General features: G+C 54.7%; 18 protein-coding genes. 4 read left to right on the top strand and 14 right to left on the bottom strand.

Annotated elements, in window-relative coordinates:
• The 7 genes from hflX to ACTG33_RS08635 form a co-directional block, all read right to left on the bottom strand.
• A partial coding sequence (gene hflX, locus ACTG33_RS08665) for a ribosome rescue GTPase HflX (protein ID WP_439134806.1) occupies positions 1 to 1,166 on the bottom strand: 1,166 nt, incomplete at its 3' end.
• A 17-nt stretch (positions 1,167 to 1,183) separates the two neighbouring features.
• Positions 1,184 to 1,438 (bottom strand): RNA chaperone Hfq, encoded by a 255-nt coding sequence (gene hfq, locus ACTG33_RS08660; protein WP_216095513.1) that lies wholly within the window; start codon positions 1,436 to 1,438, stop codon positions 1,184 to 1,186.
• Positions 1,439 to 1,580: 142 nt separating this feature from the next.
• The gene (gene miaA / locus ACTG33_RS08655) at positions 1,581 to 2,522 is read right to left on the bottom strand and encodes a tRNA (adenosine(37)-N6)-dimethylallyltransferase MiaA (RefSeq protein ID WP_439134809.1); all 942 of its coding nucleotides are present in this window, start codon (positions 2,520 to 2,522) and stop codon (positions 1,581 to 1,583) included.
• Positions 2,523 to 2,572: 50 nt separating this feature from the next.
• Positions 2,573 to 4,465, bottom strand: a complete 1,893-nt coding sequence (mutL, locus tag ACTG33_RS08650; RefSeq protein ID WP_439134805.1) for a DNA mismatch repair endonuclease MutL — start codon at positions 4,463 to 4,465, stop codon at positions 2,573 to 2,575.
• Between the two features lie 86 nt (positions 4,466 to 4,551).
• Entirely contained in the window at positions 4,552 to 5,928 is a 1,377-nt protein-coding gene (locus ACTG33_RS08645; protein WP_439134808.1) for an N-acetylmuramoyl-L-alanine amidase, read from the bottom strand.
• 297 nt (positions 5,929 to 6,225) lie between these two features.
• Complete coding sequence (gene tsaE / locus ACTG33_RS08640; RefSeq protein WP_439134804.1) at positions 6,226 to 6,705, bottom strand: tRNA (adenosine(37)-N6)-threonylcarbamoyltransferase complex ATPase subunit type 1 TsaE; 480 nt, start codon at positions 6,703 to 6,705, stop codon at positions 6,226 to 6,228.
• Positions 6,706 to 6,768: 63 nt separating this feature from the next.
• Complete coding sequence (locus tag ACTG33_RS08635; RefSeq protein ID WP_439134803.1) at positions 6,769 to 8,310, bottom strand: NAD(P)H-hydrate dehydratase; 1,542 nt, start codon at positions 8,308 to 8,310, stop codon at positions 6,769 to 6,771.
• 97 nt (positions 8,311 to 8,407) lie between these two features.
• Here ACTG33_RS08635 and queG point away from each other — a divergent pair, with 97 nt between their 5' ends.
• Both queG and ACTG33_RS08625 read left to right on the top strand, forming a co-directional pair.
• Positions 8,408 to 9,562 carry a tRNA epoxyqueuosine(34) reductase QueG gene (queG, locus tag ACTG33_RS08630; protein WP_439134802.1) on the top strand — a complete coding sequence of 385 codons (1,155 nt, stop codon included), beginning with the start codon at positions 8,408 to 8,410 and terminating at the stop codon, positions 9,560 to 9,562.
• A 36-nt stretch (positions 9,563 to 9,598) separates the two neighbouring features.
• Positions 9,599 to 10,273 carry a class I SAM-dependent methyltransferase gene (locus tag ACTG33_RS08625; RefSeq protein ID WP_439134801.1) on the top strand — a complete coding sequence of 225 codons (675 nt, stop codon included), beginning with the start codon at positions 9,599 to 9,601 and terminating at the stop codon, positions 10,271 to 10,273.
• Between the two features lie 182 nt (positions 10,274 to 10,455).
• Here the strand turns inward: ACTG33_RS08625 and orn are convergent, their stop codons facing one another.
• Entirely contained in the window at positions 10,456 to 11,010 is a 555-nt protein-coding gene (orn, locus tag ACTG33_RS08620; protein WP_439134800.1) for an oligoribonuclease, read from the bottom strand.
• A 145-nt stretch (positions 11,011 to 11,155) separates the two neighbouring features.
• Here orn and rsgA point away from each other — a divergent pair, with 145 nt between their 5' ends.
• Both rsgA and asd read left to right on the top strand, forming a co-directional pair.
• Positions 11,156 to 12,181 (top strand): small ribosomal subunit biogenesis GTPase RsgA, encoded by a 1,026-nt coding sequence (gene rsgA / locus ACTG33_RS08615; RefSeq protein WP_439134799.1) that lies wholly within the window; start codon positions 11,156 to 11,158, stop codon positions 12,179 to 12,181.
• 81 nt (positions 12,182 to 12,262) lie between these two features.
• Positions 12,263 to 13,114 carry an archaetidylserine decarboxylase gene (asd, locus tag ACTG33_RS08610; RefSeq protein WP_439134798.1) on the top strand — a complete coding sequence of 284 codons (852 nt, stop codon included), beginning with the start codon at positions 12,263 to 12,265 and terminating at the stop codon, positions 13,112 to 13,114.
• A 105-nt stretch (positions 13,115 to 13,219) separates the two neighbouring features.
• Here the strand turns inward: asd and ACTG33_RS08605 are convergent, their stop codons facing one another.
• From ACTG33_RS08605 to aroB, 6 genes are all read right to left on the bottom strand, one after another.
• A complete protein-coding gene (locus ACTG33_RS08605; RefSeq protein ID WP_439134807.1) occupies positions 13,220 to 14,575 on the bottom strand; it encodes an HD-GYP domain-containing protein in 1,356 nt (451 codons plus the stop codon).
• 273 nt (positions 14,576 to 14,848) lie between these two features.
• The gene (hemE, locus tag ACTG33_RS08600; RefSeq protein WP_439134797.1) at positions 14,849 to 15,925 is read right to left on the bottom strand and encodes a uroporphyrinogen decarboxylase; all 1,077 of its coding nucleotides are present in this window, start codon (positions 15,923 to 15,925) and stop codon (positions 14,849 to 14,851) included.
• 282 nt (positions 15,926 to 16,207) lie between these two features.
• Positions 16,208 to 17,626 carry an FAD-dependent oxidoreductase gene (locus tag ACTG33_RS08595; protein ID WP_439134796.1) on the bottom strand — a complete coding sequence of 473 codons (1,419 nt, stop codon included), beginning with the start codon at positions 17,624 to 17,626 and terminating at the stop codon, positions 16,208 to 16,210.
• Positions 17,627 to 17,737: 111 nt separating this feature from the next.
• Positions 17,738 to 22,189 carry a glutamate synthase large subunit gene (gene gltB / locus ACTG33_RS08590; protein WP_439134795.1) on the bottom strand — a complete coding sequence of 1,484 codons (4,452 nt, stop codon included), beginning with the start codon at positions 22,187 to 22,189 and terminating at the stop codon, positions 17,738 to 17,740.
• A gap of 199 nt (positions 22,190 to 22,388) precedes the next feature.
• A complete protein-coding gene (locus ACTG33_RS08585; protein WP_439134794.1) occupies positions 22,389 to 24,035 on the bottom strand; it encodes an AAA family ATPase in 1,647 nt (548 codons plus the stop codon).
• A gap of 343 nt (positions 24,036 to 24,378) precedes the next feature.
• A partial coding sequence (gene aroB / locus ACTG33_RS08580; protein WP_439134793.1) for a 3-dehydroquinate synthase occupies positions 24,379 to 25,379 on the bottom strand: 1,001 nt, incomplete at its 5' end.

The following is a 25,379-nucleotide window of genomic DNA, read 5'->3' as shown; positions in this document are numbered from 1 at the left end:
GCGTTGCACTCGTACAACTTGGCTCTCAGACGGGACTGAGAGGGCTCCAGACACAGGGTTTCGAGCACTCGCTCCTGCCCCAGCAGCTCGGCCACCGCATCAAACAGCAGATCAATGCCCTCACCGGAATGAGCCGACAGCCAGACGGCCACAGGCTTGCCTTCATCGTCGCGATCCAGCCGGGGAGCAAAGCTCTCCAGCAGATCGATTTTGTTATACACACGCAGTTGCGGCAGCTCGGCGGCGCCAATTTCCTGCAGCACTTCCTCTACCTGTTCGATGTTGCGGGATCGCTCTTCCGCCGCCGCATCAATCACATGCAGGAGCAGGTCTGAACTCGCCGCCTCTTCCAGCGTGGCGCGGAACGCCTCGACCAGCCGGTGAGGAAGATGGCTGATAAACCCTACGGTATCCGCCAGTACTGCCGGTCCGAGAGTGGGCAACGATATACGGCGCATGGTGGGATCCAGCGTTGCAAACAGCTGATCCTGCGCATACACCCCGGCATTAGTAATGTTGTTGAACAAGGTGGATTTACCGGCGTTGGTGTAACCCACCAGGGACACCGTGGGCACTTCGGCCCGGCGACGGGAGCGGCGCCCCTGATCACGCTGACGGCGCACCTTTTCCAGGCGCTTTTCAATAGCCTTAATACGGCCACGCAGCAGACGTCTGTCTGTTTCGAGCTGGGTCTCACCCGGGCCACGCAAACCAATACCACCTTTCTGGCGCTCAAGGTGAGTCCAGCCGCGAATCAAGCGAGTCGACACATGACGCAGCTGCGCCAGCTCGACCTGCAACTTACCTTCGTGGGTACGTGCCCGCTGGGCAAAAATATCGAGAATCAGACCAGTGCGATCCAGAACGCGGCATTTGAGCTCTTGCTCCAGATTGCGCTCCTGGCTGGGAGAAAGATTGTGGTTAAAGATCACCAGATCTGCTTCGTGCAATTGCACGCACTGCTTCAACTCTTCCAGTTTGCCGGTACCGACAAAATAGCGAGCATGGGGAGTGGACCGTTGGCCGGTAATAAAATCAACGGGGTCGCCACCTGCGGACAACACCAGTTCTTCGAATTCACGGGGATCATCGGGATCGGTATGCTGGGGAAACTCCAGATGAACCAGCACAGCCAGTTCACCGGAGTCAGGACGATCAAAGAACAACGAGGTACCTCAAAAGTTTAGCCTTCGCCCTCTTCGCCTTCACCCTGAGGGTTCAGCATTGGCACACGTACGGCGCGAGAAGGAACGACGGTAGAAATTGCATGTTTGTAGACCATCTGGCTGACGGTGTTTTTCAACAGAACAACAAACTGGTCAAACGACTCAACCTGCCCCTGAAGTTTGATGCCGTTAACAAGGTAAATGGACACGGGAATACGCTCTTTACGCAGAACGTTCAAATAAGGGTCTTGTAGACTATGCCCCTTTGACATAATGGTTCTCCTTTGCTGACTAGCAATTCAAGCTGCCGTTAAATCCGGTTGCGTCTAAGTTCAGCCGGGCGGCAAGTAAGCGTTAATAAAAAATGACTATAAAAACTGACTGTGTACCTAACAATTATAGGTGCAGCCCCTATTATAGGGTCGTTTCAGGTAAAAAGTTCAAAAATTCCTTGATAAGAACTGTTTTTTTGCGAAATCGCCCGTCTTCAGTGTCCGTATAGAGCCAATTGAGCTGATCCCACCCCCTCAACCAGGTCAACTGACGTTTGGCGAGCTGTCGGGTTGCCACGATACCCCGCGTCACCATTTCGTCATACGTGCACTCGCCAGCCAAATACTCCCAAACCTGACGGTATCCCACCGCGCGAATTGCCGGTAAATCCGGGTGAAGATCACCGCGATCGTACAAACGCTGCACCTCTTCCAAGAAGCCATTCTGCAACATCAACTCAAAGCGCCTGGCGATACGCTCGTGCAACACCGACCGGTCGTGAGGCGCAATTGCCACCTGCACCACCTGAAACCGCTGATGAAGATCCTGCGCCTGACGATCCTGCTGTTGACGCAATTCGGTCATGGTCTTCCCGGAAACCCGATAGACCTCCAGAGCCCGACTGAGTCGCTGTGAGTGATTTGGATGAATGGCAGCCGCCGCCTCCGGATCGACCGCTGCCAGCTGCTCATGGATGGCGGGCCAGCCCTGCTCTTTGGCTTCGGCCTCAATAGAGGCTCTGACTTGCGGATCCGCCGCCGGCATATCAGCAAAGCCTTCCAGCAGTGCCTTGAAATACAACATGGTGCCGCCCACCAACAGCGGAATACGCCCGGCATCGACAATGCTCTGAATTTCCCGCAGCGCGTCTTCACGAAACTCCGCCGCCGAATAGGGCTCACCCGGATCGCGAATATCCAGCAGACGATGAGGCGCCAGCGACTGCTCTTCCGCGCTGGGCTTGGCACTGCCGATATCCATTTGACGGTACACCAGGGCGGAATCCACACTGATAATGTCGACGGGCAACTGCTCACGCAGAGCAATGGCCAGATCGGTTTTGCCTGAAGCCGTGGGACCCATCAGAAAAATCACCAGCGGTTTTTTCATCTGTTCTTCGCCACTGGTCACACTCACTGGCCTCTCAGAAACAGTTTGTCCAACTCATCCAGTGTTTGCAGCGCCCAGGTCGGTCGACCGTGGTTACACTGCCCGCTGCGCTCGGTAGCTTCCATGTCCCGCAACAGGGCGTTCATTTCCGGAATCGTGAGTTTACGGTTAGCTCGCACGGAACCGTGGCAGGCCATGGTGCTGAGAATTTCGTTGATGTGGTGGTCAATGCGCTTGCTGGAACCATATTCCACCAGATCCGACAGCACATCGCGCACCAGCTGCTCTACATTGGCTCGGTTCAGAATCACGGGAATCTGTCGAATGAGCAGGCTTTCCGGTCCCGCACGCTGCATTTCAAAACCCAGCGACTTGAACACTTCATCGTGCTCTTCTGCGCAGTCGGCTTCTTTTTGACTCACGGCAATGGTCTCCGGCACCAACAATGGTTGAGTCTGAATACCTTGTTCGGCCACCGCCAACTTCATCCGCTCGTAGGTGATGCGCTCGTGAGCCGCGTGCATATCCACCACAATCAACCCCTGTGCATTCTCGGCCAGAATATAAATGCCTTTCAGTTGCGCAATGGCATAGCCCAGCGGAGGAATCTCGCTGTCGGATTGCTCAAGCTCGGCAAGATTAACCCCCTGATAACCGCCTGCCGTCGCAGCCTCTGCCCGAGCCTCCTGAGGCGCACCGTAGAGTTGTTGATAGGCCGGCAGTTGTTCATTTACCCCCTGCGCTGGCGAGGCGCTCGCGCCACTGTAGCCACCAAACATGGAAGGAGCTGTCGCCGCTGAAGGACGAAATGACATACTCTCCTGCTGCTTAAACTCACCGGCTTCCACCCCACTGACTTGTGCGGTGGACTGCAGGGACAAATCATTGGACGGCGAATGCATCTGATCTTTCGGTCTCACTTCGGCCAGAGCGTGATGCAAACTGCGAAACAGAAAATCGTGCACCATGCGACTGTCGCGAAAGCGCACTTCGTGTTTGGTCGGATGGACATTCACATCCACCGTCGCCGGATTCAATTCCAGATACAGCACAAACGCAGGATGACGGCCATGGAACAACACATCCTGATACGCCTGACGCACAGCGTGGGTCACCAGCCGATCCTTGATCGCCCGACCATTGACATAAAAGTGCTGCAAGTCAGCCTGACTGCGGGAAAAGGTCGGCAAGGCCACCCAGCCCCACAATTTTAAATCGCCACGCTCGATGTCGATGTGCACCGCGTTTTCCATAAACGCCGGACCGCACACCTGCGCCACGCGCCGCTCCTGTTCCACCTGGGACTGAGCCGCGCGCCAGCTGTGGATTACCCGTCCGTTGTGACGCAGATTAAATCCCACATCAAAACGGGACAGCGCCAGCTTTTTGATGTTGTCTTCGATACGATTGAATTCGGTTTTTTCCGTGCGCAAAAACTTGCGGCGTGCCGGAGTATTAAAAAACAAATCCCGCACTTCCACCGTGGTGCCTTGCGGATGAGCGGCGGGAGCCACATCGGCCTCCATATCGCGACCTTCTGCCTTGGCGCACCAACCGTTACTCTCTTCGCCAGTGTTGCTGGTCACCGTCAGACGAGAGACCGAACTGATACTCGCCAACGCCTCACCGCGAAATCCCAGCGTCGCCACGGCCTCAAGATCATCGAGCTGATAAATTTTACTGGTGGCGTGACGACTGAGGGCAAGCGGCAAGTCATCCTTATCGATACCGCCGCCGTTATCGCGCACTCGCATCAATTTGATACCGCCACTTTCGATGTCGACATCGAGACGGGTGGCACCAGCATCCAGACTGTTTTCCAACACTTCCTTGATCACGGATGCAGGGCGTTCAACCACTTCGCCGGCGGCAATCTGGTTCGCCAGACGGGGGCTGAGTAACTTGATTTTTGACATAAATAGAGAAACCTGTCGCCGCACGCGTTGATGGCAAACGGCTGAGAATGTATAGCTAATGTTAAATAAAGGTCGCCGGTGAAAACTCAGGACGCCGGAATTTTAAGCGTTTGTCCCACCTGAATGGCACTGGAGGACATTCGGTTGGCTTTTTGAATCTGGCTCACTGTCACATCGTAGCGACGAGCAATACCGCTGAGCGTATCACCGCGAGAAATCACATGCTCTTTAGCGGAAGAAGCAACCGGCTTACCACCGTATTTGAGATAAGCCACGTAACTGCCCGCTGGCGGCAACGCGTAAAAATGTTGTCTGATACCTTTGAAAATAGCCCTCGACAACTTCTGCCGATAGGCGTAGCTGTTCAGTTTATTGGCTTCACCCGGGTTTGAAATAAAACCGGTTTCCACCAAAATACTGGGAACATCCGGTGACTTCAGTACCGCAAACCCCGCCTGCTCCACCTGATGTTTGTGCAGATGGGCAAATGTCCCCATGGATTTCAGAACCTTATCGCCCACTTGCAGACTGGAACCCAAGGTTGCGGTCATGGATAAATCCACCAGCACACCGCGCAGCACTTCGTCTTTATCGTCCAGACTGACGCCACCCACACCGCCAATCAAATCCGCCTCGTTCTCCTGCTGTGCCAGAAAACGGGCTGTTTCTGATGTGGCACCACTGCGAGACAAGGCAAAAACCGAAGCGCCACTGGCCCGAGGGTTTTTAAAGGCATCCGCGTGAATCGAGACAAACAGATCAGCTCGTTTCTCCCGGGCGATGTCCCGACGCTTGCGCAGCGGGATGTAATAATCACCGGTGCGCACCAGCTCGGCACGATAACCCGGTTCGGCGTTGATCATATCCGCCAACTGCTTGCTGATGGACAACACCACGTCTTTTTCCCGCAGATGGCGTCCTTTAATCTTTGGACCTGACGCTCCGGGATCTTCACCCCCATGTCCGGCATCGATCGCAATAATAATGTCGCGCTTGCCTTGATGAGTGCTGACCAGCTGTTCGACGGTTTTCTCCACCGGCTTGTCGCGATCAAACAAATCGATCACCAGACGGTCGTTTTTGTCACCGTGTTTCGGCAGCACAAAACTCTTGGGCTTAATGGCTGCGGACAGATCCAGCACCACTCGCAAGTCCTTGCCGTTGCGCTCAGCACTGCGAATCCCGCGAATGGGGGTATCCTTTAAAGGCAGCTCGGAGAAGCTGGTACCCGAACGGGTATTTTCGATATCGATGACCAAACGAGAAGGGTTGGAGAGAGTAAACAGCTTGTGCTGTACCGTATCACTGAGATCAAATACCAGACGCGTGCTGTCCGGAGCCCGCCACAGACGAACACTTTCCACCTGTACGGCCGCATAGGTAATCTGCCCGAGACCAGACAGCAACAGAATAGCGCACATCAACAGAATCCTGCGAGTCACGCTCTGCCACCCTGCCCCCATAACGGCATGGCTATCTGTATGACCGCCCATATCTGTATGGCCGCCTATATAGACACCTGTTTTCACTCTGCCAACTGCCATCATCTCCTGGGTCACCGTGCTCAACGTTTATGATCTATTCAACGTTTGTTATGTTTCCCTGTTGCTAATTCCCTGCTGCTGCCAGTTCCCTGATACAAGCTTAACAGGCTCTCATGCCATTGTATTAAAAATCACCAGTGACTAAATTACCGCCAAATTCGAACCGTTAAAAGGGCTGGCTGCAAAATTGGCGAGGGAAGAACCGCCCAACCTTGATTACCCACCCCAGGCAATATTCCCGACCAGCGCTTGCCCGCGCTCGGTATTTGTCTGAATACGGATGCGGCGACCAGGCGCCTCCACCTCTAAGGTCACCAGCACATCGGCTGCAGGTAAAAAACCTTCACCCCGGCTTGGCCACTCCACCAGGCATAACGCCTGCTCGGTGAAATAATCCCGAATCCCCATATACTCGAGCTCTTCCGGATCCCCCAGGCGATACAAATCGAAGTGATACACCTGCCGCGATCCGAAATCGTAAGGCTCAACCAGCGTATAAGTGGGTGACTTAACCGCGCCTGAATGCCCAAAAGCGCGCAACACTCCCCGACTGAAAGTGGTTTTGCCTGCGCCCAGATCACCCTGCAGAAAGATCACCGCTCCTTGCTCTGCCGCCAGGCCCACCGCCTGACCGGCAGCCACGGTGGCCGCCTCGTCCGCTAAAAAATGTTCCGCTAAAAGATTTTCCAGAGCCACAACCCATTCCCGATTAACGCGACTGCATTATTACAAGCACTAAACTGTTTAAGCGCTACTTTATTAAGCCAGCTGGCTGTTCAACAACTGACGCAGGTACGGCAACAAATCGGTCGCCAGCAAGCCCCGCTGGCCGTTTTCATCAGCGGCCAAGTCCGCCGCCGTGCCGTGCAGACACACCGCCAGTTTGGTCGCCGCGCAGGGTTCCAGCCCCTGAGCCAACAAACCGCCAATCACACCACTGAGCACATCTCCCATGCCTCCGGACGCCATGCCCGGGTTGCCCACATTGGCCACACTCAGACTGCCATCCGCAGCGGCAATCACGGTGCCAGCGCCTTTCAACAGAACCGTGCCACCAAAACGTTTTTGCAATTGTTGTGCGGACGCAAACCGGTCTTTTTGAATCTCAGCCGTGGAGCACCCCAACAATCGCGCCGCTTCACCCGGGTGCGGCGTCAGAATCCAGTTATCCCGCTGGCTGGTATTGGGAATGACGCGACCTTCCGCCAGCAAATTCAGACCATCGGCGTCCAGTACCATTGGCAAACCACTGGCCACAGCCTGCTTCAGCATCTGTTCCGACCAGGGTGTGTGTCCCAGACCCGGCCCCAACACCAAGACCGAAGGACGATCCAGGTACGACTCCAGTACCTGTCCTGACGACACGCCCAGCACCATCAACTCCGGCCGACGGGCAATGATGGCAGCAACATGCTCCGGCTGGGTAGCAACACTGGTCAGCCCCGCCCCCATTCGCGCCGAGGCCTCCCCGGCCATGGCGGCTGCACCGGCAAAGCCGCTGTCGCCACCAATAACCATCACATGACCAAAGTTGCCTTTGTGAGCATCGCCGTCGCGATCAGGCAGCTGTTTTAACAACTGGCTGAGCTGCAGTCGCTCCACACTGGCAATCTGGGTGCGCAACACCTCTTCCGGCACATTCAAATCCGCAAACAGCAACTCCCCGGTTAAAGCTGGTCCGCGAGTGGTCAACAGCCCCTGCTTCAAACCAATAAAACTGACCGTGACATCCGCTTTCACTGCCGCCCCCAACGCCCGACCGGTGTCGGCACACAAGCCAGAGGGTATATCGACTGCCAGTACTGGCTGACCGGAATTGTTCAACCATTCAATCGCCTGCTGAAACGGCTCGCGCACGTCACCGTTCAGTCCGGTGCCGAGCATCGCGTCCACTACCACACCGCTGAACCCCTGACTCTCCTGCAGTGGCTGCATAATGACGCCTTCGCGGCGGGCAAATTCATACGCGGTGCGGGCATCGCCCTGCAACTTATCCGGATCGGCCACATAGATCACCGTCACCGGAATGCGACGCTGTGCGGCCAGCGCGGCGATCACGTAACCATCACCACCATTGTTGCCAGCGCCACACAAGACGGTGACCTGCTCCGGCTCGGGCCAGCGCTCCAGCAGGGCCGAGAAGGCTGCACGTCCGGCGCGCTTCATCAAATGAATACCGGCAATGCCGTGCTCTTCTATGGCACAGCGATCCAGCTCCCTCACCTGCTCTGCGCGGTAGAGATCCGCCGGTAAAACCCGGGTAAAAGGGGCAGCAACAGTAGTGGATGATCCGTCTGACATGTAGGGCTCTCGAAATTCGGTTAAATATGGGAGAATTATACACACTTACCGCACCCCAAGGCTTCAGACTGAAGGCTTTTAACAGACTTGTGATTTCATGGTTTCATCGACTCCTGCGCTTCCCACACAATTTCTCGACGATCTGGCCGCAGACATCAAACGCTGGGGGCGGGAACTGGGTTTTCAGCAGATAGGCATTGCCGACGCCGACCTGAGCGATGAGGAGCCGCGTTTAAAAGCCTGGCTCGATAAAGGCTATCAGGGCGACATGGCCTGGATCGGCGAGCACGGCAACAAGCGCTCGCGACCGGATGAACTTCTGCCCGGCACCCAAAGAGTGATCTGCGCGCGACTGGACTACCTGCCCGCGGACACCGATCAGATTCGTATTCTGAAAGACGGCGAGAAAGCCTACGTCTCCCGCTACGCTCTCGGTCGCGACTACCACAAACTGATTCGCAAACGCTTGAGCCAACTGGCGAAACGCATCGAAGAGGCAGTAGAACCTTATATCTCATCCTCTGACACGGCAGACCATGATCTTCAACAGCGTGCATTTGTCGACAGCGCACCCGTGATGGAGCGCCCGCTGGCCGCCAAAGCCGGATTGGGGTGGGTGGGGAAACACACGCTATTATTAAACAGTCAGGCCGGCAGCTGGTTTTTTCTCGGAGAAGTCTATACCAGCCTGCCGCTGCCAGTGGACACGAGCGAGGAACACGATCGCTGCGGCGATTGTCAGGCGTGCCTGAAAGTCTGCCCCACCGACGCCTTTCCACGCCCTTACGAGCTGGACGCCCGGCGCTGCATTTCTTATCTGACCATTGAAAACAAAGGGGCCATTCCCGTAGAGTTCCGCGAACCGATGGGTAATCGGGTGTTTGGTTGCGACGACTGCCAGGCTATTTGTCCCTGGAACCGGTACGCGTCTTTCTCTCAGGAAGACAGCTTTACCCCAAGGCATCAGCTGGATCGCAGCGACTTGTCCACGCTGTTTCAGTGGAGCGAAGAAGAGTTTTTGAAAAATACCGAAGGCTCGGCCATTCGCCGCATCGGCTATGAACGCTGGCTGCGCAACCTCGCCGTGGGGCTCGGCAATGCCCCCACCAGCGAGACGGTTGTCACAGCCCTGCAACAGAAACTCGATTACCCTTCAGAGCTGGTGCAGGAACATGTTCAGTGGGCCCTGCAGCAACACGCCAATCCGGGTCGCCGCCGGCGCCGCAAGATCAAGGCACCGCGCAACCCCTAAGTTTCATCGCCAATCGCACGAGGGAAACAGCCGTACATGACACAAACACAGCAGCAGCCTTCTACTCAGACCTCAAGAAAACAACCTTCAGAACCACAGGCTTCGCCACACTCCCGCGACGCGTTTGGCCTGCAGATTCTCAAAAACAGTCACCCGGATATCCGCCGTCTGAAACGTGAGGGGGGTGACGCCAGCTTGCATGGCAACAAATTCTGGAAATCGACGTTTCTGCTGATGGATTATCTGTCGGAATGCCCGCCTGACCCGGGCTGCCGTATTCTTGAATTGGGCTGCGGCTGGGGATTGGGTGGCATCTATTGTGCGAAAACATTCGACGCCGAAGTGATTGCGCTGGACGCCGATGACAGCGTCTTCCCCTATCTGGAGCACCACGCGGCTCTCAACGGCGTTGAGGTTGATACTATTCAAATGCGCTTTGAAGACATTACCGTGGAACAGCTGACGCAGTTCGATATGATCATCGGCGCCGACATCTGTTTCTGGGACAGCCTCGTCCCCCCAGTCAAACAGTTAATTCAACGAGCCATGGACGCTGGCGTGGAGAGAGTCCTGCTAACCGATCCCGGGCGCCCCACCTTCCGCAAGGTCGCCGATCACTACTTCAAAAAGCTGGATGCCGTTTACAGCGACTGGGATGTCCCCGAGCCGCACAACGCCTGGGGGCTGGTACTGGATGTTTACAATACCTAATATTTGCTCTAAACAAGCCGCTAACGGGAAATCCCCCCACAGCTTTTGATACCCACTCTAACGTCATCGCGAGCAAAGCGATCCATTGCCAGCACATTGCCCATTAAGCACTGCCACACATGGATTGCCGCGTCGTCTACGACTCCTCGCAATGACGTCCTTATCAATTGGCTTCGGCAGCATCACAGCTGAATAAACGTTTTGCGGTAGTGTCTTAACTCTTCGATGGAATCCTTGATGTCATCCAGTGCCAAATGGGCACCGGATTTCTTAACCCCTTCCAGCGCCTCTGGCTTCCAGCGGCGCGCCAGTTCTTTCAGCGTACTCACATCCAGATTGCGGTAGTGAAAGTAGGCTTCCAGCTTGGGCATATAGTTGGCTAAAAAGCGCCGATCCTGACAGATGGAGTTGCCACAGATCGGTGACTTGCCCGCCGGCACCCACTTTTCCAAAAAATCGATGGTGGCCTGCTCCGCCTGCTCCGTGCTGACATCGCTCGCCAGTACCCGCGCCGTGAGACCGGACTTGCCATGCTGGCGGGTGTTCCATTCATCCATGCCATTCATAGTCGCTTCGGACTGATGAATCGCGTGCACTGGCCCCTCGGCCAGCACATTGAGCTCGGCATCCGTGACGATGGTGGCGATTTCTATGATTACGTCGGAATCCGGCAACAGACCGGTCATTTCCAGATCTATCCAGATCAGGCGGTCATCTTTATTTTGTTCATTACTCATAATTGTTAAATCCGTTACTTAAAACCTCTAAATGCGCTACTTCAGCTTCTAAATCCTCTACAATGCCACAAGTTTTCACGCGATCTGTATTCATACTTCACTATAACAGCTAACGACATAGCAGCTAACCACTGGCAGCCACTTCATGAGCAAACGTAAACTGACCCGACGCCAGGCCTGGCGCATCCAGAAAGTGCAGGATGAACGCGCCGCGCGCGCCACCAAGCGGGAAGAAAAAGCTCAGGAAAAGATTGAAGACGGCGATTTGGGCCCCGAACAGCACGGCCTGGTAATTGCCCACTATGGTACTCAGGTGTTGGTGGAGGCCACGGACGGAGACAATCAGGGTCAAGTACAGCGCTGTCATATGCGCGCCAATCTAGGCTCTCTGGTCACCGGTGACAATGTAGTCTGGCGCAGCGGCGATCCTCTGGGGGTCATTGTTGCTGTACTGGAGCGCCACTCGCAGCTGAGTCGCCCCGACCCGTATGGCGACATGAAAACCGTGGCCGCCAATATTGACCGCATTCTCATCGTTATCGCTCCCTACCCGGAACCCTATGGCAATCTGATTGATCGCTATCTGGTGGCCGCCGAGACGCTCGATATACAGCCGATTATCCTGCTCAACAAAATCGACCGCATCGATGACAACAACCGCGACAGTCTGCAAACCCTGCAGGATCGCTATCAGGGATTGGGTTACGAATGGCTGAATGTATCGACCAAGACCGAAGAGGGACTGGCCGAATTGATCGACTATCTCACCCATTACACCAGTGTCTTTGTGGGCCAGTCCGGTGTTGGCAAATCCTCGCTGATTAACATGTTGATGCCGAACGAGAACCTCAAGGTTGGCGGGCTCTCCGAAATCAGCCAGCAGGGTACCCACACCACCACCACCGCGCACCTGTTTCACTTTCCGGCCGGTGGTCACCTGATCGACTCGCCGGGGATTCGAGAATTCGGCCTCTGGCATATGGACGAGCAAAGCCTGCTGGAAGGGTTTGTGGAATTTCGCCCTTTCCTCGGCCACTGCAAGTTTCGAGACTGCGCCCACCAGTCGGAACCCGGTTGCGCCATTCAACAGGCATTGGAAAGCGGCGACATCAGCCCGGTGCGCATGGCCAGCTTCCGTTATATCCTCTCCACACTGGATCAGGATCGATAGCGGCTCATCGCTTTGTACTTATTTTTTACCACCAGTTTTACCACCCATTTTTCTATCACACATGACTTTTAAGACCCCGATATGAAAGACAGACTCTTTATTGCATTTCAGTACCTTGTCCCCCAACACATTCTGTCCCGCATGGCGGGCTGGCTAGCCAACACCTCCATCAGCTGGATCAAAGACCCGTTCACCCGCTGGTTTGTGAACCGCTACGACGTCAACATGGACGAAGCTCTGGAGACGGATCCCTGCGCCTATCGCACGTTTAACGACTTTTTCACCCGCGCCTTAAAGCCGGAAGCCCGCCCCATCAGCGAGGAAAGCAACGCCGTCGTATGCCCCGCTGACGGCGCCATCAGCCAAATTGGCGACATTCAGCACGGCCGGATTTTTCAGGCCAAGGGGCAGGATTACAACTTGCAGGAACTGGTGGGTGGCGATGCGGCAACGGCCAAACAGTTTGAAGACGGCAAGTTTGCCGTGGTGTATCTGTCACCCCGCGACTACCACCGGGTGCATATGCCCCTGGGCGGCACCCTGAAAAGCATGACTCATGTGCCGGGCGACCTGTTTTCCGTCAATGACACCACCGCCGAGAATGTGCCGCGTCTGTTTGCCCGCAACGAGCGCGCGGTGTGTCTGTTCGACACCGAAGCCGGCCCCATGGCGGTAATACTCGTCGGCGCGATGATTGTCGCCAGCATTGAAACCGTGTGGGCTGGACAGGTGACTCCCGAGCCACGCACCATCCGCACGACACACTATGATGGCAGCCAGAACCTCAGCTATGCCACCGGTGATGAGATGGGTCGCTTCAAGCTGGGCTCAACAGCGATTGTGCTGTTTGGCAAAGAGGCGATGGAATGGAGCGAGGAGTTCACCGCCGGTTCCGCCACGCTAATGGGCGAGAAAATGGGCTCGATTCGCTGATACGCACCCCCCGGAAGCACAGCCCCGGAAACACAAAAAAGGCGCATAAATGCGCCTTTTTTGTTTATTTGAATAATGTATTTGAAAATCAGATCTGACTGACAATCACCGCCGCTTGAGGAAAGAAAACAGCCCTTTTTTCTCAACGCTGGCAAACAGATAATCATCACGGATCTTCTGAATATCCACATCGAAACTGCCCGGCTCCAGATCCTGAGCAATCTCGATTTTTTCCACCTCATCGAAACGCTTTTTACCACTGTCGACCAGCGCTTGTTTGCGACGATCATCTTCCGCCAGGTCCAGCGTGATATGTTTCGACAATGGCTCTTTGCAGGCGTCCAGAACAATAATCACTTTAGGTTTCAACCGGCGCTCGAAGTTCTGTTCAACCACCACCGCCACTTCACCGGTATTGAGCTCTACCAACGTCCCGGTGGGGTATAAGCCAATAGCGCGGATGAACTCCACCACCAGCTCTTCCTGAAACTCTTTGTCACGCCGATCGTAAAGCTTGGCTACCGCGCGGGAAGGCGCCAGCGGATACATTTCACCCCGAGGATTGGTGACATCGTCGTAGAAGGTCACGATTCCGGCGATCTTACCCAGCAAAGGGATTTTGTCGCCTCGCAACTGCTGGGGGAACCCACTGCCGTTCACCCGCTCGCAGTGGGTTTTTACCACCGAAATCACCTTGGGTTCGACATTGGGGGTCTGGCGCAGAATCTCGACACCGATCTCCACAAAGCGCTCATATTCACTTTCTTCCGCTGGAGTTCGCTGGGATTTGTTCAGTAGGGCCCGATCAATATTGGCTTTGCCAACGTCTTTCAACAAAACACCCATCGCCAGAGTATCGAGGTCTTTTTTCGCCATGCCCACGTGACGACCGAAAATAATAGCCCACACCGCAGACCGCACCGAGTGGCTGTAGGTGTGCTCATCCGCTTCTTTCACCCGAGACAGCCATGTGAAGGCATCGGGGTTGCGCAGCACACTGTCGACCATCTCACTGGCGACGCGCTTGGTTTCCTGTACCGGGACGCCCTCGCCACTGCCAAGCTGCTGCATCACCTCACCAATAGACTTAAATACCGTCTTATGAAGTTCTCGGGCGTGCTTGACCTCTTTTTTCAGAGGCGTTTGATTTTTGTAAACATCGCGGCGGATCTTGAGCGGGGAGACGTCTATTTTGACTTTGCTGGATCGGGTGGCTCGAACACCTTTGCGCTGAGGCTCTTTGGAAATGGTTTTTAGACGGGCAGCAACAGGACCTGCGCCTTTAGCCACATCGATATAGACATGGCGACAATGAGCTTTCAATTGACGAATTTCTTCCGCTTCACGAACATAAAAGCCCTGCAGGGGAAATGGCGTTTGAGTCCACGGACGATCGAGCCCCGACACGAACATGCCGATGGTGACCTCGTTAACGTCTACTTTGACTTGTTTTACGCCCACTGCAACCGCCCCGTCGCTCATTCGGCACGCCCTCTGTTATCTCAAAACGCTAATTCGCCTGAGTATACAGACCCCTGTGCCGAGTCCTAGTGTATCGGTTCACACTTTAAATAATGAAATACGCGAAAAGTAACTAAACACCCTACCTAACCGGACAGCTCACCCAGGAGGGTAAATCAGCAACAGATCGCGGATTTTCTCTACAGAATACTCCTATTATAGTAACAAGTCGGGCTAAACAACATTTTCTTAATAACCGACTACGCTCAACAACTAGCCTTCTGTCTGATGATACTTGGCGGAGAACTCATGCACAGCCTCAAAAAACGCCCCTGCATGAGCCGGATTCACCTCGGGAGTCACACCGTGACCCAAATTGAAAATATGCCCCGATCCCTGTCCGTAAGCCTGCAAAATCGTGGCCACTTCTGACCGAATGCGCTCAGGCTGTGCATAAAGCACAGCAGGATCCATATTTCCCTGCAAAGCAACCCGATCCCCGACTCGGGCACGGGCAGCGCCGATATCCGTAGTCCAGTCGAGCCCCAGTGCAGTAGCACCGGAATCCGCCATGGACTCCAGCCACTGACCGCCACCCTTGGTGAACATTATCACCGGCACAGGACGGCCTTCGTGCTCTTTAATCAGACCATCAATGATGCGCTGCATGGGCTTGAGTGAAAACTCCTGATAGGCGTTGTGACTCAGGGCTCCCCCCCAGGAATCGAAAATCTGTACCGCCTGGGCGCCCGCCAGAATCTGCTGATTCAAATAATCCGTGATCGACAGTACCAGCTTGTCGAGCAGCACATGAAACACGTCCGGCTGATCGTAGAGCATCGCTTTGGTGCGTCGATAGTCTTTGGATGAACCGCCTTCGACCATATAGGTCGCCAGCGTCCAGGGGCTGCCGGTGAAACCAATCAGAGGCACGCGGCCGTTCAGTTCACGGCGAATGGTGGATACCGCATCGACGACGTAGGTCAGATCCTTTTGGGTCTCCAGTACGGGCAGGGCCTCGATATCAGCAGCCGTTCGCACCGTCTTTTTGAAGCGCGGCCCTTCGCCGGTTTCAAAGTACAGGCCCAGCCCCATGGCATCGGGAATGGTCAGGATGTCCGAGAACAAAATGGCCGCATCCAGTTGTGGAAAGCGATCCAGCGGCTGCAAGGTCACCTCGCAGGCCTTTTCCGGGTTCTGACACAGGCTCATAAAGTCGCCGGCTTCAGCACGGGTGGCGCGATATTCGGGCAAATAGCGTCCAGCCTGGCGCATCATCCATACAGGTGTCTTGTCTACAGGCTGCTTTTGCAGTGCACGAAGGAAACGATCATTTTTTAATTCGGTCATGGAGCCTCTGAATGCCGTTGGTCTTAATTCGGTAAGCCTATAAAAACTCAGTACCACCGATCAAGATTGTACAAATCGGAAATGCGGGCATTGTACGCGAACTGAACGGCCAAGTCCCTCGGCGAGATCTATGAACACGGCAGATAAGCTTCGAACATGATAGATCAGTTGCGAACACCCCAGGCTGCCGCCAAGCTTACCTGACTATTCAGACTGACATAAAAAAGCCCCGCGAGAGCGAGGCTTTTTCTAATCCGGTTCTAAACCGAGAGGGAATAGGAATCAGATATCCAGATAGTCCAGAATACCGTCAGCCGCTTCACGACCTTCCCAGATGGCGGTCACCACCAGATCAGAACCGCGAACCATGTCGCCACCGGCAAACACTTTCGGGTTGGAGGTCTGGAATTTAAACTCCTGCGCCTCTGGCGCTTCCACACCGCCCCAGTCATTCACATTGATTTTGTGATCGGCGAACCAGGGTTCAGGGCTCGGGCGGAAACCAAAGGCGATCAGCACCACATCCGCCGGCAGAATTTCTTCACTGCCCGGAATCGGCTCAGGACGACGACGACCGTTCTCATCCGCCTCACCCAGCTGAGTAGTCACGACCTTCACACCCTCAACCTTGTCTTCACCCACGATGGCGATAGGCTGACGGTTGAACAAGAACTCCACACCCTCTTCGCGAGCGTTGGCCACTTCGCGCTTGGAACCCGGCATGTTTTCTTCGTCACGACGATAAGCGCAAGCCACCGACTCCGCCTGCTGACGAATAGAAGTACGGTTACAGTCCATAGCGGTATCACCACCACCCAGAACAACAACTTTCTTGCCTTCTACGCTGATAAAGTCAGCGGGATCTTTTTCAAATCCCAGGTTGCGATTGACGTTGGACACCAGGAACGGCAGAGCATCAAAGACACCCGGCAGATCTTCACCCGGGAAACCGCCTTTCATGTAATTGTAGGTACCCATACCCATGAACACAGCATCGTATTCGCCGAGCAACTCTTCCATGGACACATCTTTACCAATCTCGGTATTCAGGCGGAACTCAATACCCATTTCGGTAAAGATTTCACGACGACGAACCAAAACCGATTTTTCCAGTTTGAATTCGGGGATACCGAATGTCAGCAGACCACCGATCTCAGGATAGCGATCAAAGACAACTGGCTTCACGCCGTTGCGAACCAGCACATCAGCACAACCCAGCCCCGCAGGACCGGCACCAATGATGGCAACCTTTTTATCGGTCCAAACAACGGACGACATGTCCGGTTTCCAGCCCATGGCGAAGGCGGTGTCGGTGATGTATTTCTCGGCATTACCGATGGTCACTGCACCGAAACCGTCGTTCAGGGTACAAGCGCCTTCACACAGACGATCCTGCGGACACACGCGACCACACACTTCCGGCAAGGTATTGGTTTGATGGCTCAGCTCAGCCGCTTCAAAAATATTGCCTTCGGAAATCAGCTTCAGCCAGTTCGGAATAAAGTTGTGTACCGGGCACTTCCACTCACAGTAGGGGTTACCACACTCCAAACAGCGATGAGACTGATTGGCAACCTGCTCTTCACTGAACGGCTGATAAATTTCGACAAACTCGGCCTTGCGAGTTTCGATCGCTTTTTTGTTCGGATCCTCTCGACCCACATCCAAAAACTGAAAGTTGTTTTTTAAACGGTCAGCCATAAGCTCTATCTCTAAATTGCGTTTGTTGCCGTTAAACCTACGGGCTTTTTGTTCAACTGCGCTGCTGGTGCCCAGCAGCGACTAAAGTCCGGGACAACGGAGCCGCGCGGTTTATTCGCCGCGCTGCTTGACGTTATCCAGCAACTGACCCAGGCCAGCAGCTTTTGGTTTAACCAACCAGAATTTACCGATGTAGTCATCGAAGTTGTCGAGCAACTTCTGCCCCCAGGCACTTCCGGTTTCCGCAACGAATTCTTCGATGATTCCGCGCAGGTGATTGCGATGGGCTTCCAACGCTTCACGGTTAATGCGATGGATTTCAATCAACTCGTGGTTGTACTTGTCGACGAAGGTGTTGTTCTGATCCAGAACATAGGCAAATCCTCCGGTCATACCCGCACCGAAGTTGACACCGGTATCGCCGAGAACCGTGACAATACCGCCAGTCATATACTCACAACAGTGATCGCCCGCGCCTTCAACAACCACATTGGCGCCGGAGTTACGCACACCACAGCGCTCGCCTGCGCTACCGGCTGCAAACAATTTACCGCCGGTTGCACCGTACAGACAGGTGTTACCCATGATGCTGGTTTCGTTGGAAGCAAACTCGGATCCCTGTGGCGGCCGCAGAACAATCTTGCCGCCAGCCATGCCCTTACCGACATAATCGTTGGCATCACCTTCCAGATACAGCTCCAGACCACCGGCGTTCCAGACACCGAAACTCTGACCGGCAATGCCGGTGAGGTTCAACTTGATCGGCGCATCGGACATACCCTGGTTGCCGTGACGCTTGGCGATCTCACCACTGATACGCGCACCAATCGAGCGGTCACAGTTGGTGATATGGAAGCTGAACTCGCCTCCGGACTTCGCCTCAATCGCTGGCAACAGCTCTTTTACCATACGCTCGGCGCACTCACCTTTGTCGTAAGGCGTGTTGCGCTCAACCGCACAAATCTGCGGCTTACTGTCGAGCAGCTCATCGGTGTACACAATCGGGCTCAGATCCAGCTTGGCCTGCTTGTCAGTAGTCCCTTCGATACGCTCTAGCAGATCCACGCGACCCACCAGCTCTTCAATCGAGCGAACACCCAGACGAGCCATCCACTCACGCGCTTCTTCTGCAACGAACTTGAAGAAGTTAATCGCCATATCAACCGTGCCAATATAGTGATCATCACGCAGCTTCTCGTTCTGAGTCGCAACACCTGTCGCACAGTTGTTCAGGTGGCAAATACGCAGATATTTACAACCCAACGCCACCATCGGCGCGGTACCAAAGCCGAAGCTCTCGGCACCCAAAATTGCAGCCTTCACCACATCCAGACCGGACTTCAGACCACCATCGGTCTGTACCCGAACCTTGTCACGCAGGTCGTTAGCTCGCAGGGTCTGATGTGTTTCACTCAGGCCCAGCTCCCACGGGGAGCCAGCATAGCGAATGGACGTCAGCGGACTCGCTGCTGTACCACCGTCATAGCCGGAAATGGTGATCAGGTCAGCGTAGGCCTTGGCCACACCAGCAGCGATGGTACCAACGCCCGGACGTGACACCAGCTTCACCGAGACCAGAGCGCTCGGGTTCACCTGCTTGAGGTCATAGATCAGCTGAGCCAGATCCTCAATCGAATAAATATCATGGTGCGGCGGAGGTGAAATCAATGTCACCCCAGGCACAGAATAACGCAGACGGGCAATCAGGTTGTTGACCTTACCGCCAGGCAACTGTCCACCTTCACCGGGCTTGGCGCCCTGAGCAACCTTGATCTGCAACACTTCAGCGTTGACCAGATAATGAGGCGTGACACCAAAACGACCGGAAGCGATCTGCTTGATTTTGGACACCTTGTTGGTACCAAAACGCACAGGATCTTCACCGCCTTCACCGCTGTTAGAGCGACCACCCAAAGTGTTCATTGCCTGAGCCAGCGCCTCGTGGGCTTCCGGAGACAATGCACCCAGCGACATGGCCGCCGAGTCAAAGCGACGCACGATGGATTCCATCGGCTCAACTTCGTTAACATTGATCGGCTGCACACCTTCTTTCAAAGCCAGCAGATCACGCAACGTGGCGGTCGGACGGGAATTCACCAGCTCGGCGTAATCGCGCCAGGCTGAGTAGTCGCCGCTTTTAACCGCTTTTTGCAGCGCCTGAACCACGTCCGGATTGAACGCGTGATACTCCTCACCGTGGACATACTTCAGCAAGCCGCCCTGAGTGATAGGCTTGCGCTTTTGCCACGCCGTTTTCGCCAGTGCTTTCTGATCTTTTTCCAGATCCTCAAAGCCCGCACCCTGAACTCGGCTCGGGGTACCGGCAAAACACAGATCAATCACAGCACTGTTGAGGCCAATCGCTTCAAACAACTGCGCACCGCGGTAAGACGCTACCGTGGAAATCCCCATCTTGGAGAGAATTTTCAGCAGGCCTTTATTCAGACCTTTACGGTAGTTGGTGTAAGCGGAAGTGGCATCCACCAGCAGTTCGCCGGTATCAATCAATTCGTTAATCACCTGATAGCTCAGGTACGGGTAAACGGCAGTCGCACCGTAACCAATCAGTGCAGCCAAATGATGAGAATCGCGCGCAGTGGCGGTTTCAACAATAATGTTGGCATCGCAACGCAGACCGCTCTGAGTCAGACTGTGATGCACCGCGCCGGTTGCCAACAGGCCATGAATCGGCAGCTTGCCCTCTTCAATTACCTTATCGGACAACACCATCAAGACCTTGCCACTGCGAACTGCCGCAGCCACATCCTCGACCAGATCGCGAATGGCCTGCTCCAGGGTTTTCACCGACGGATCGTAGCTCAGATCAAAGACCTGAGACTCATAGCCAGGACGGTCGCAATTCAACACCGCCTGATACTTGGCAGGCGACAGCACTGGGGAAGTCAGAATGATGCGGTCAGCGTGAGCGTCGGTTTCATCATAGACAGACAGCTCGCGACCAATACAGGTCTCCAGCGACATCACAATCGCTTCGCGCAGCGGATCGATTGGCGGGTTGGTGACCTGCGCAAACTGCTGACGGAAATAATCGTAAACGCTGCGCTCTTTCGCCGACAGGACGGCCATGGGCGTATCATCACCCATGGAACCCACAGCTTCCTGACCAGCTTCGGCCAGCGGGCGCAGAACCTGATCGCGCTCTTCAAAGGACACCTGATACATTTTCAGGTAGGTTTTCAGGTCTTCGCGAGCCATAGGCTCATCGGCACCTTCAACACCCAGAGTTGTCTCGATGCGAGTCGCCTTTTCGTTCAACCACTGCTTGTAAGGCTTGCTGCCTTTCAACAGCTTGTCGACGTCTTCGGTATGGAACAGCTCGCCAGTCTGGGTATCGACGGACAGGATCTGTCCAGGCCCCAAACGGCCTTTGGCTACCACGTCTTCAGGCTTGTAATCGTAGGTGCCGACCTCTGAAGCAACGGTGATGAAATCGTCTTTGGTGATCACCCAGCGAGACGGACGCAAGCCATTGCGATCCAGAGTACATACCGCATAACGACCATCGGTGATTACCAGACCGGCCGGGCCATCCCACGGCTCCACATGCATGGAGTTGTATTCGTAGAAAGCGCGCAGATCCGGATCCATGTGCTCCACATTCTGCCAGGCAGGGGGTACCAGCATGCGCACAGCGCGGTGCAGCTCCATACCACCTGTCAGCAGCACTTCCAGCATGTTATCCAGGCTGGAAGAGTCGGAACCGGTGCGGTTAACCAGAGGCGTAATGGATGCCAGATCTGGCAGCAAATCGGTCTGAAATTTCGGCGTGCGAGCCACGGACCAATTGCGGTTACCCATCACAGTGTTGATTTCGCCGTTGTGCGCCAGCATACGGAACGGCTGCGCCAGCGGCCACTGAGGCGTGGTGTTGGTAGAGAAACGCTGGTGGAACACGCAAATTGCGGTTTCCAGCTCATCATTGGCCAAGTCCAAAAAGAACTTCGGCAGATCCACAGGCATCATCAAGCCTTTATAGGAAATGACCGTGGCACTGAGGCTGGCAATATAGAAGCTTTTATCTTCAGCGAGGCGTTTTTCAGTCAGACGACGAGCCATAAACAAGCGCGCAGTCAGCTCCTGCTGGGAATATTCCGCATCGGCTTCCACAAACAGGTGGGAAAACTGAGGCAGCGACGCCATCGCAATGGGGCCTAGACAGCTCGTATTCGTCGGGACTGTCCGCCAGCCGACGGCCTTTAAGCCCTGAGCCTGCAACTCTTCCTCAACGATAGAACGCGCCGCAGCCGCAACCTCCTCGTCGGGCGACAGCATGATAGATCCAATGCCGTAGGTGTCAGCGAGATCGACACCCAAGTCAGCCTTGGCCACCTTGCGCAGGAAGCCATCAGGCTTTTGCAGTAGCAGGCCACAACCGTCACCGGTTTTACCATCGGCAGCAATCCCGCCGCGGTGAGTCATGCAAGTCAGTGACTCAATGGCTGTTTTCAACAGACGATGGCTGGTCTCACCTTTTAAATGGGCGATCAGGCCAAAGCCACAGTTATCTTTAAATTCGTCTATCTGGTAGAGGCCAGTGCTCATAGGCGGTCTCTCAGTAATCCAACAAAAATCTTTATCAAGGGCTCAAACCTTTATGATCAGGCCTGAGACAAAAAAGCCCCTGTCTAATTGAGGGGCTCCTTGGCAAATGGGCGCAGAATATTACCCGCTTGCGCTCAGGTTGGCAAGTTTAGTAAGGGGCACCCCTTAAAGGCAGAGCCTTACTGTCGCGATAGTGCTGCTAAATGCCTCGATACTCTTTGATATTCGATTGTACATCCCCAACACGTCTGGGCCAGGGACCCGCTTTTCTTTGCTCATCCGGCAGTGAGGCCACTCCCTGACGAGCAGCATCAACAGTGGGGTAATCTCCGGCCACCACGACATACCACGGCTTACCAGACCGACTGGAAGTAAACAGCCGCAAAGCCTGTTCATTCTTCTGTCTCTTTATATAAGCCTTTACTGCCGGCTCCGAACTGGCAGCCATGACCTGCAACACATAGCGCGTAGCAGCCAGGGACATCAGATAGCGTTCGTCGGACGACAACTGAACCTCAGCCCCTCCCTGCGGCTCAGCCGCCCCCAGTATAGCAGCCGAGTCTTCAGCCACACCTGGAACAGCCGCATCTTGAACAGCCTCGCTGCTACCCGACGCTACTGGTGCCGGTGCCGAGCTGGACGAGAGCTTTTCAGGCTTTGAGGTCTCTACCCCTGAATTCTCTGTCTCTTTGCTCTCCGACCCAGAACTCCCTGGCACAGGGTCTGTCGGTGTGAGAGGCAATTCAACAGACGCCGTTTCAGATCGGAAGTCCGAGCCAGCCACAGCAGGCTCGCCACCCTGAACACCAGCTCCACCATCAGAGCCAGCACCCAGCGGGATTTTTACTGATGTCGCGGTTCGCTCAACAACCTGCCGACTTTCGACAGCCTCACCAGAAGATACAACCTGATCGTCAGACTGCTGCTCATCACCACCCAACCAACTATCTTTATAAAAGAACGCCATCAGCAAGACACCAAACAGCACCACCAGGCTGAACATATGCCCAACCGGCAACCCCAGACTGCGCTCGGCAGGGGAGGCAACCTGCGACGGCCTCTTTTCAATCAACAGCTCTCTAGCCGGCCGATGGACAGCTCCGGGAATACCCCCTGACCCACCATACAAGCTGTTGAGTTCATCCTCATCAAAAGGTAAATCACCTTCCCAACCGGCCGCTTCCAGCTTAAAGAGCAGGTAATCGGCCATCGCCTCTTCAGACAGCGGCGGCAACACGACGTCGTGCAGCAAAATGTCCACCATCCCAAAACCATCCAGACGACCAATCAAATTCAAGTCGCCAAACATCACCACCTGAAATGGCAATTCGTCATCTTGACGGGAGGATTGCAACAAGCTCACCAGAGCACTAAGGACAGCATCCCCCAGCCGGTGGGCATCATCGAGCAACACCAACAAAGGCTCATCCTGCTGGTGCAACAACTCGTGCCGAATAGCGGAAATAATCTCTCCGGCACTGGCGTTACCCGAAACCTCACAGCCCAGCGCAAAAGCGATATCCCCAAAAATACGCTCCGGCTCAGTCATTGCGTCCGCTGTGATATCGGCGAGCTTAAAACGCTCTTCCAACAGCAGTTGCAACTGATTTTTCAGCGTTGTCCGGCCGCTGCCTCGCTCTCCGGCAACCACCACAACGCTGGCACTGAACTGAGATAAGTGAGCCACCTGATCAAGCACCTGCTCACGCTGGCCGCCAGAGTAAAATTCAATAGTATCGGATGAGCTATCCGAAGACGGATCAAAAGGGTCAAACGCCAATGCAAAGGCTTCCCAATAATCCAAAGATGAAGACGCAACCTCACCTGCAGTGTTTGCGAACCCCATGACAGCCAGCACTCCTTCCCAGAGACAGATACGTTAGCGCCACCTTAACCAGCTGGACGCACCAATTCTACGCATCTTGTCACACTGATTTGCAGGCCGCAAAGTAAAAACAATGCACTTTCAGCCTTCAAAAGGGTGATTTTTCGCGGAGTTAGGCCAATAGTTGAAACAAAGAAACTTTATGCGCCAATAAATACTCACGACTCAGACATGTATGAATTACGGAGCAAGCCTTGTGCCACTTTATGGCATAAGGCGTCGTGACAGAGAAAGCGCCTCTACTGAAAAAGGGACGCTACAAAAAAGAGTGACACTGAAAATACATCCCTGCTTTGATAAAACTCTAACAGGCGGCGAGGGTTTGCTTGAGATGATCCAGAGAAAAAGATTTGGTAACCACAGCCTTACCGATACTTTCCAGCAGCACCAACCGCAACTGCCCATCCAGCACTTTTTTGTCTACCGCCATCAACCCGAGAAACTCTTCCTCAGTCATGCCTTCCGGACTTTTGACGGGAAGCTGAGCACGCACTAACAGCTGTCGCAATCGCTCCACTTCAGCGACATCAATACTGCCTTCACGCGCAGAGAGATCTGCCGCCATCAGCATTCCCGTCGCAACCGCTTCGCCGTGCAACCAACTGCCATACCCCTGAGCAGTTTCGATCGCATGACCAAAGGTGTGGCCGAGGTTGAGTATCGCGCGAATACCTCCCTCCCGCTCATCCTGCGCTACCACATCGGCCTTGCACTGACAGGAACGCTCAATGGCATAAGCCATGGCCTCAACATCACACGTCATCAGCTTCTCGATACTCTCTTCCAGCCAACCATAAAATGAAGCATCGACAATAAGGCCGTACTTGATGACCTCCGCAATACCGGCAGACAATTCTCTCAGCGGCAGGGTTTGCAGCACATCGGTATCGATAATGACGGCATTGGGCTGATAAAAAGCGCCAATCATATTTTTACCCAGAGGGTGATTTACCCCGGTTTTCCCGCCCACGGAAGAATCCACCTGGGACAGCAGCGTGGTTGGCACCTGGATAAAATCGACACCGCGTTGATAGGACGCTGCGGCAAAACCCGTCATATCACCGACAACGCCGCCTCCCAGTGCAATCAGGGTGGTGGTGCGGTTGTGGCGATCTTCCAGCAGGCGATCAAAAATCAGTGACAGGGTTTCCAGTGTTTTGAAGGCTTCGCCATCAGGCAATACCACGCAGGAAACCGTCAGGCCATCCAAAGCAGCCTTTACCTTTTCGAGGTACAGCGGCGCAATGGTTTCATTGGTAACAATACACACCTGCTGGCCATGAATATGAGGCCGCAACCACTGAG

It is taken from the genome of Pseudomaricurvus sp. (assembly GCF_965662505.1).
In the GTDB taxonomy this organism is placed as follows: domain Bacteria; phylum Pseudomonadota; class Gammaproteobacteria; order Pseudomonadales; family Cellvibrionaceae; genus Pseudomaricurvus.
The sequence above is the reverse complement of the archived record's forward strand: the minus strand, read 5'-3'. Positions and strand labels throughout refer to the sequence as shown.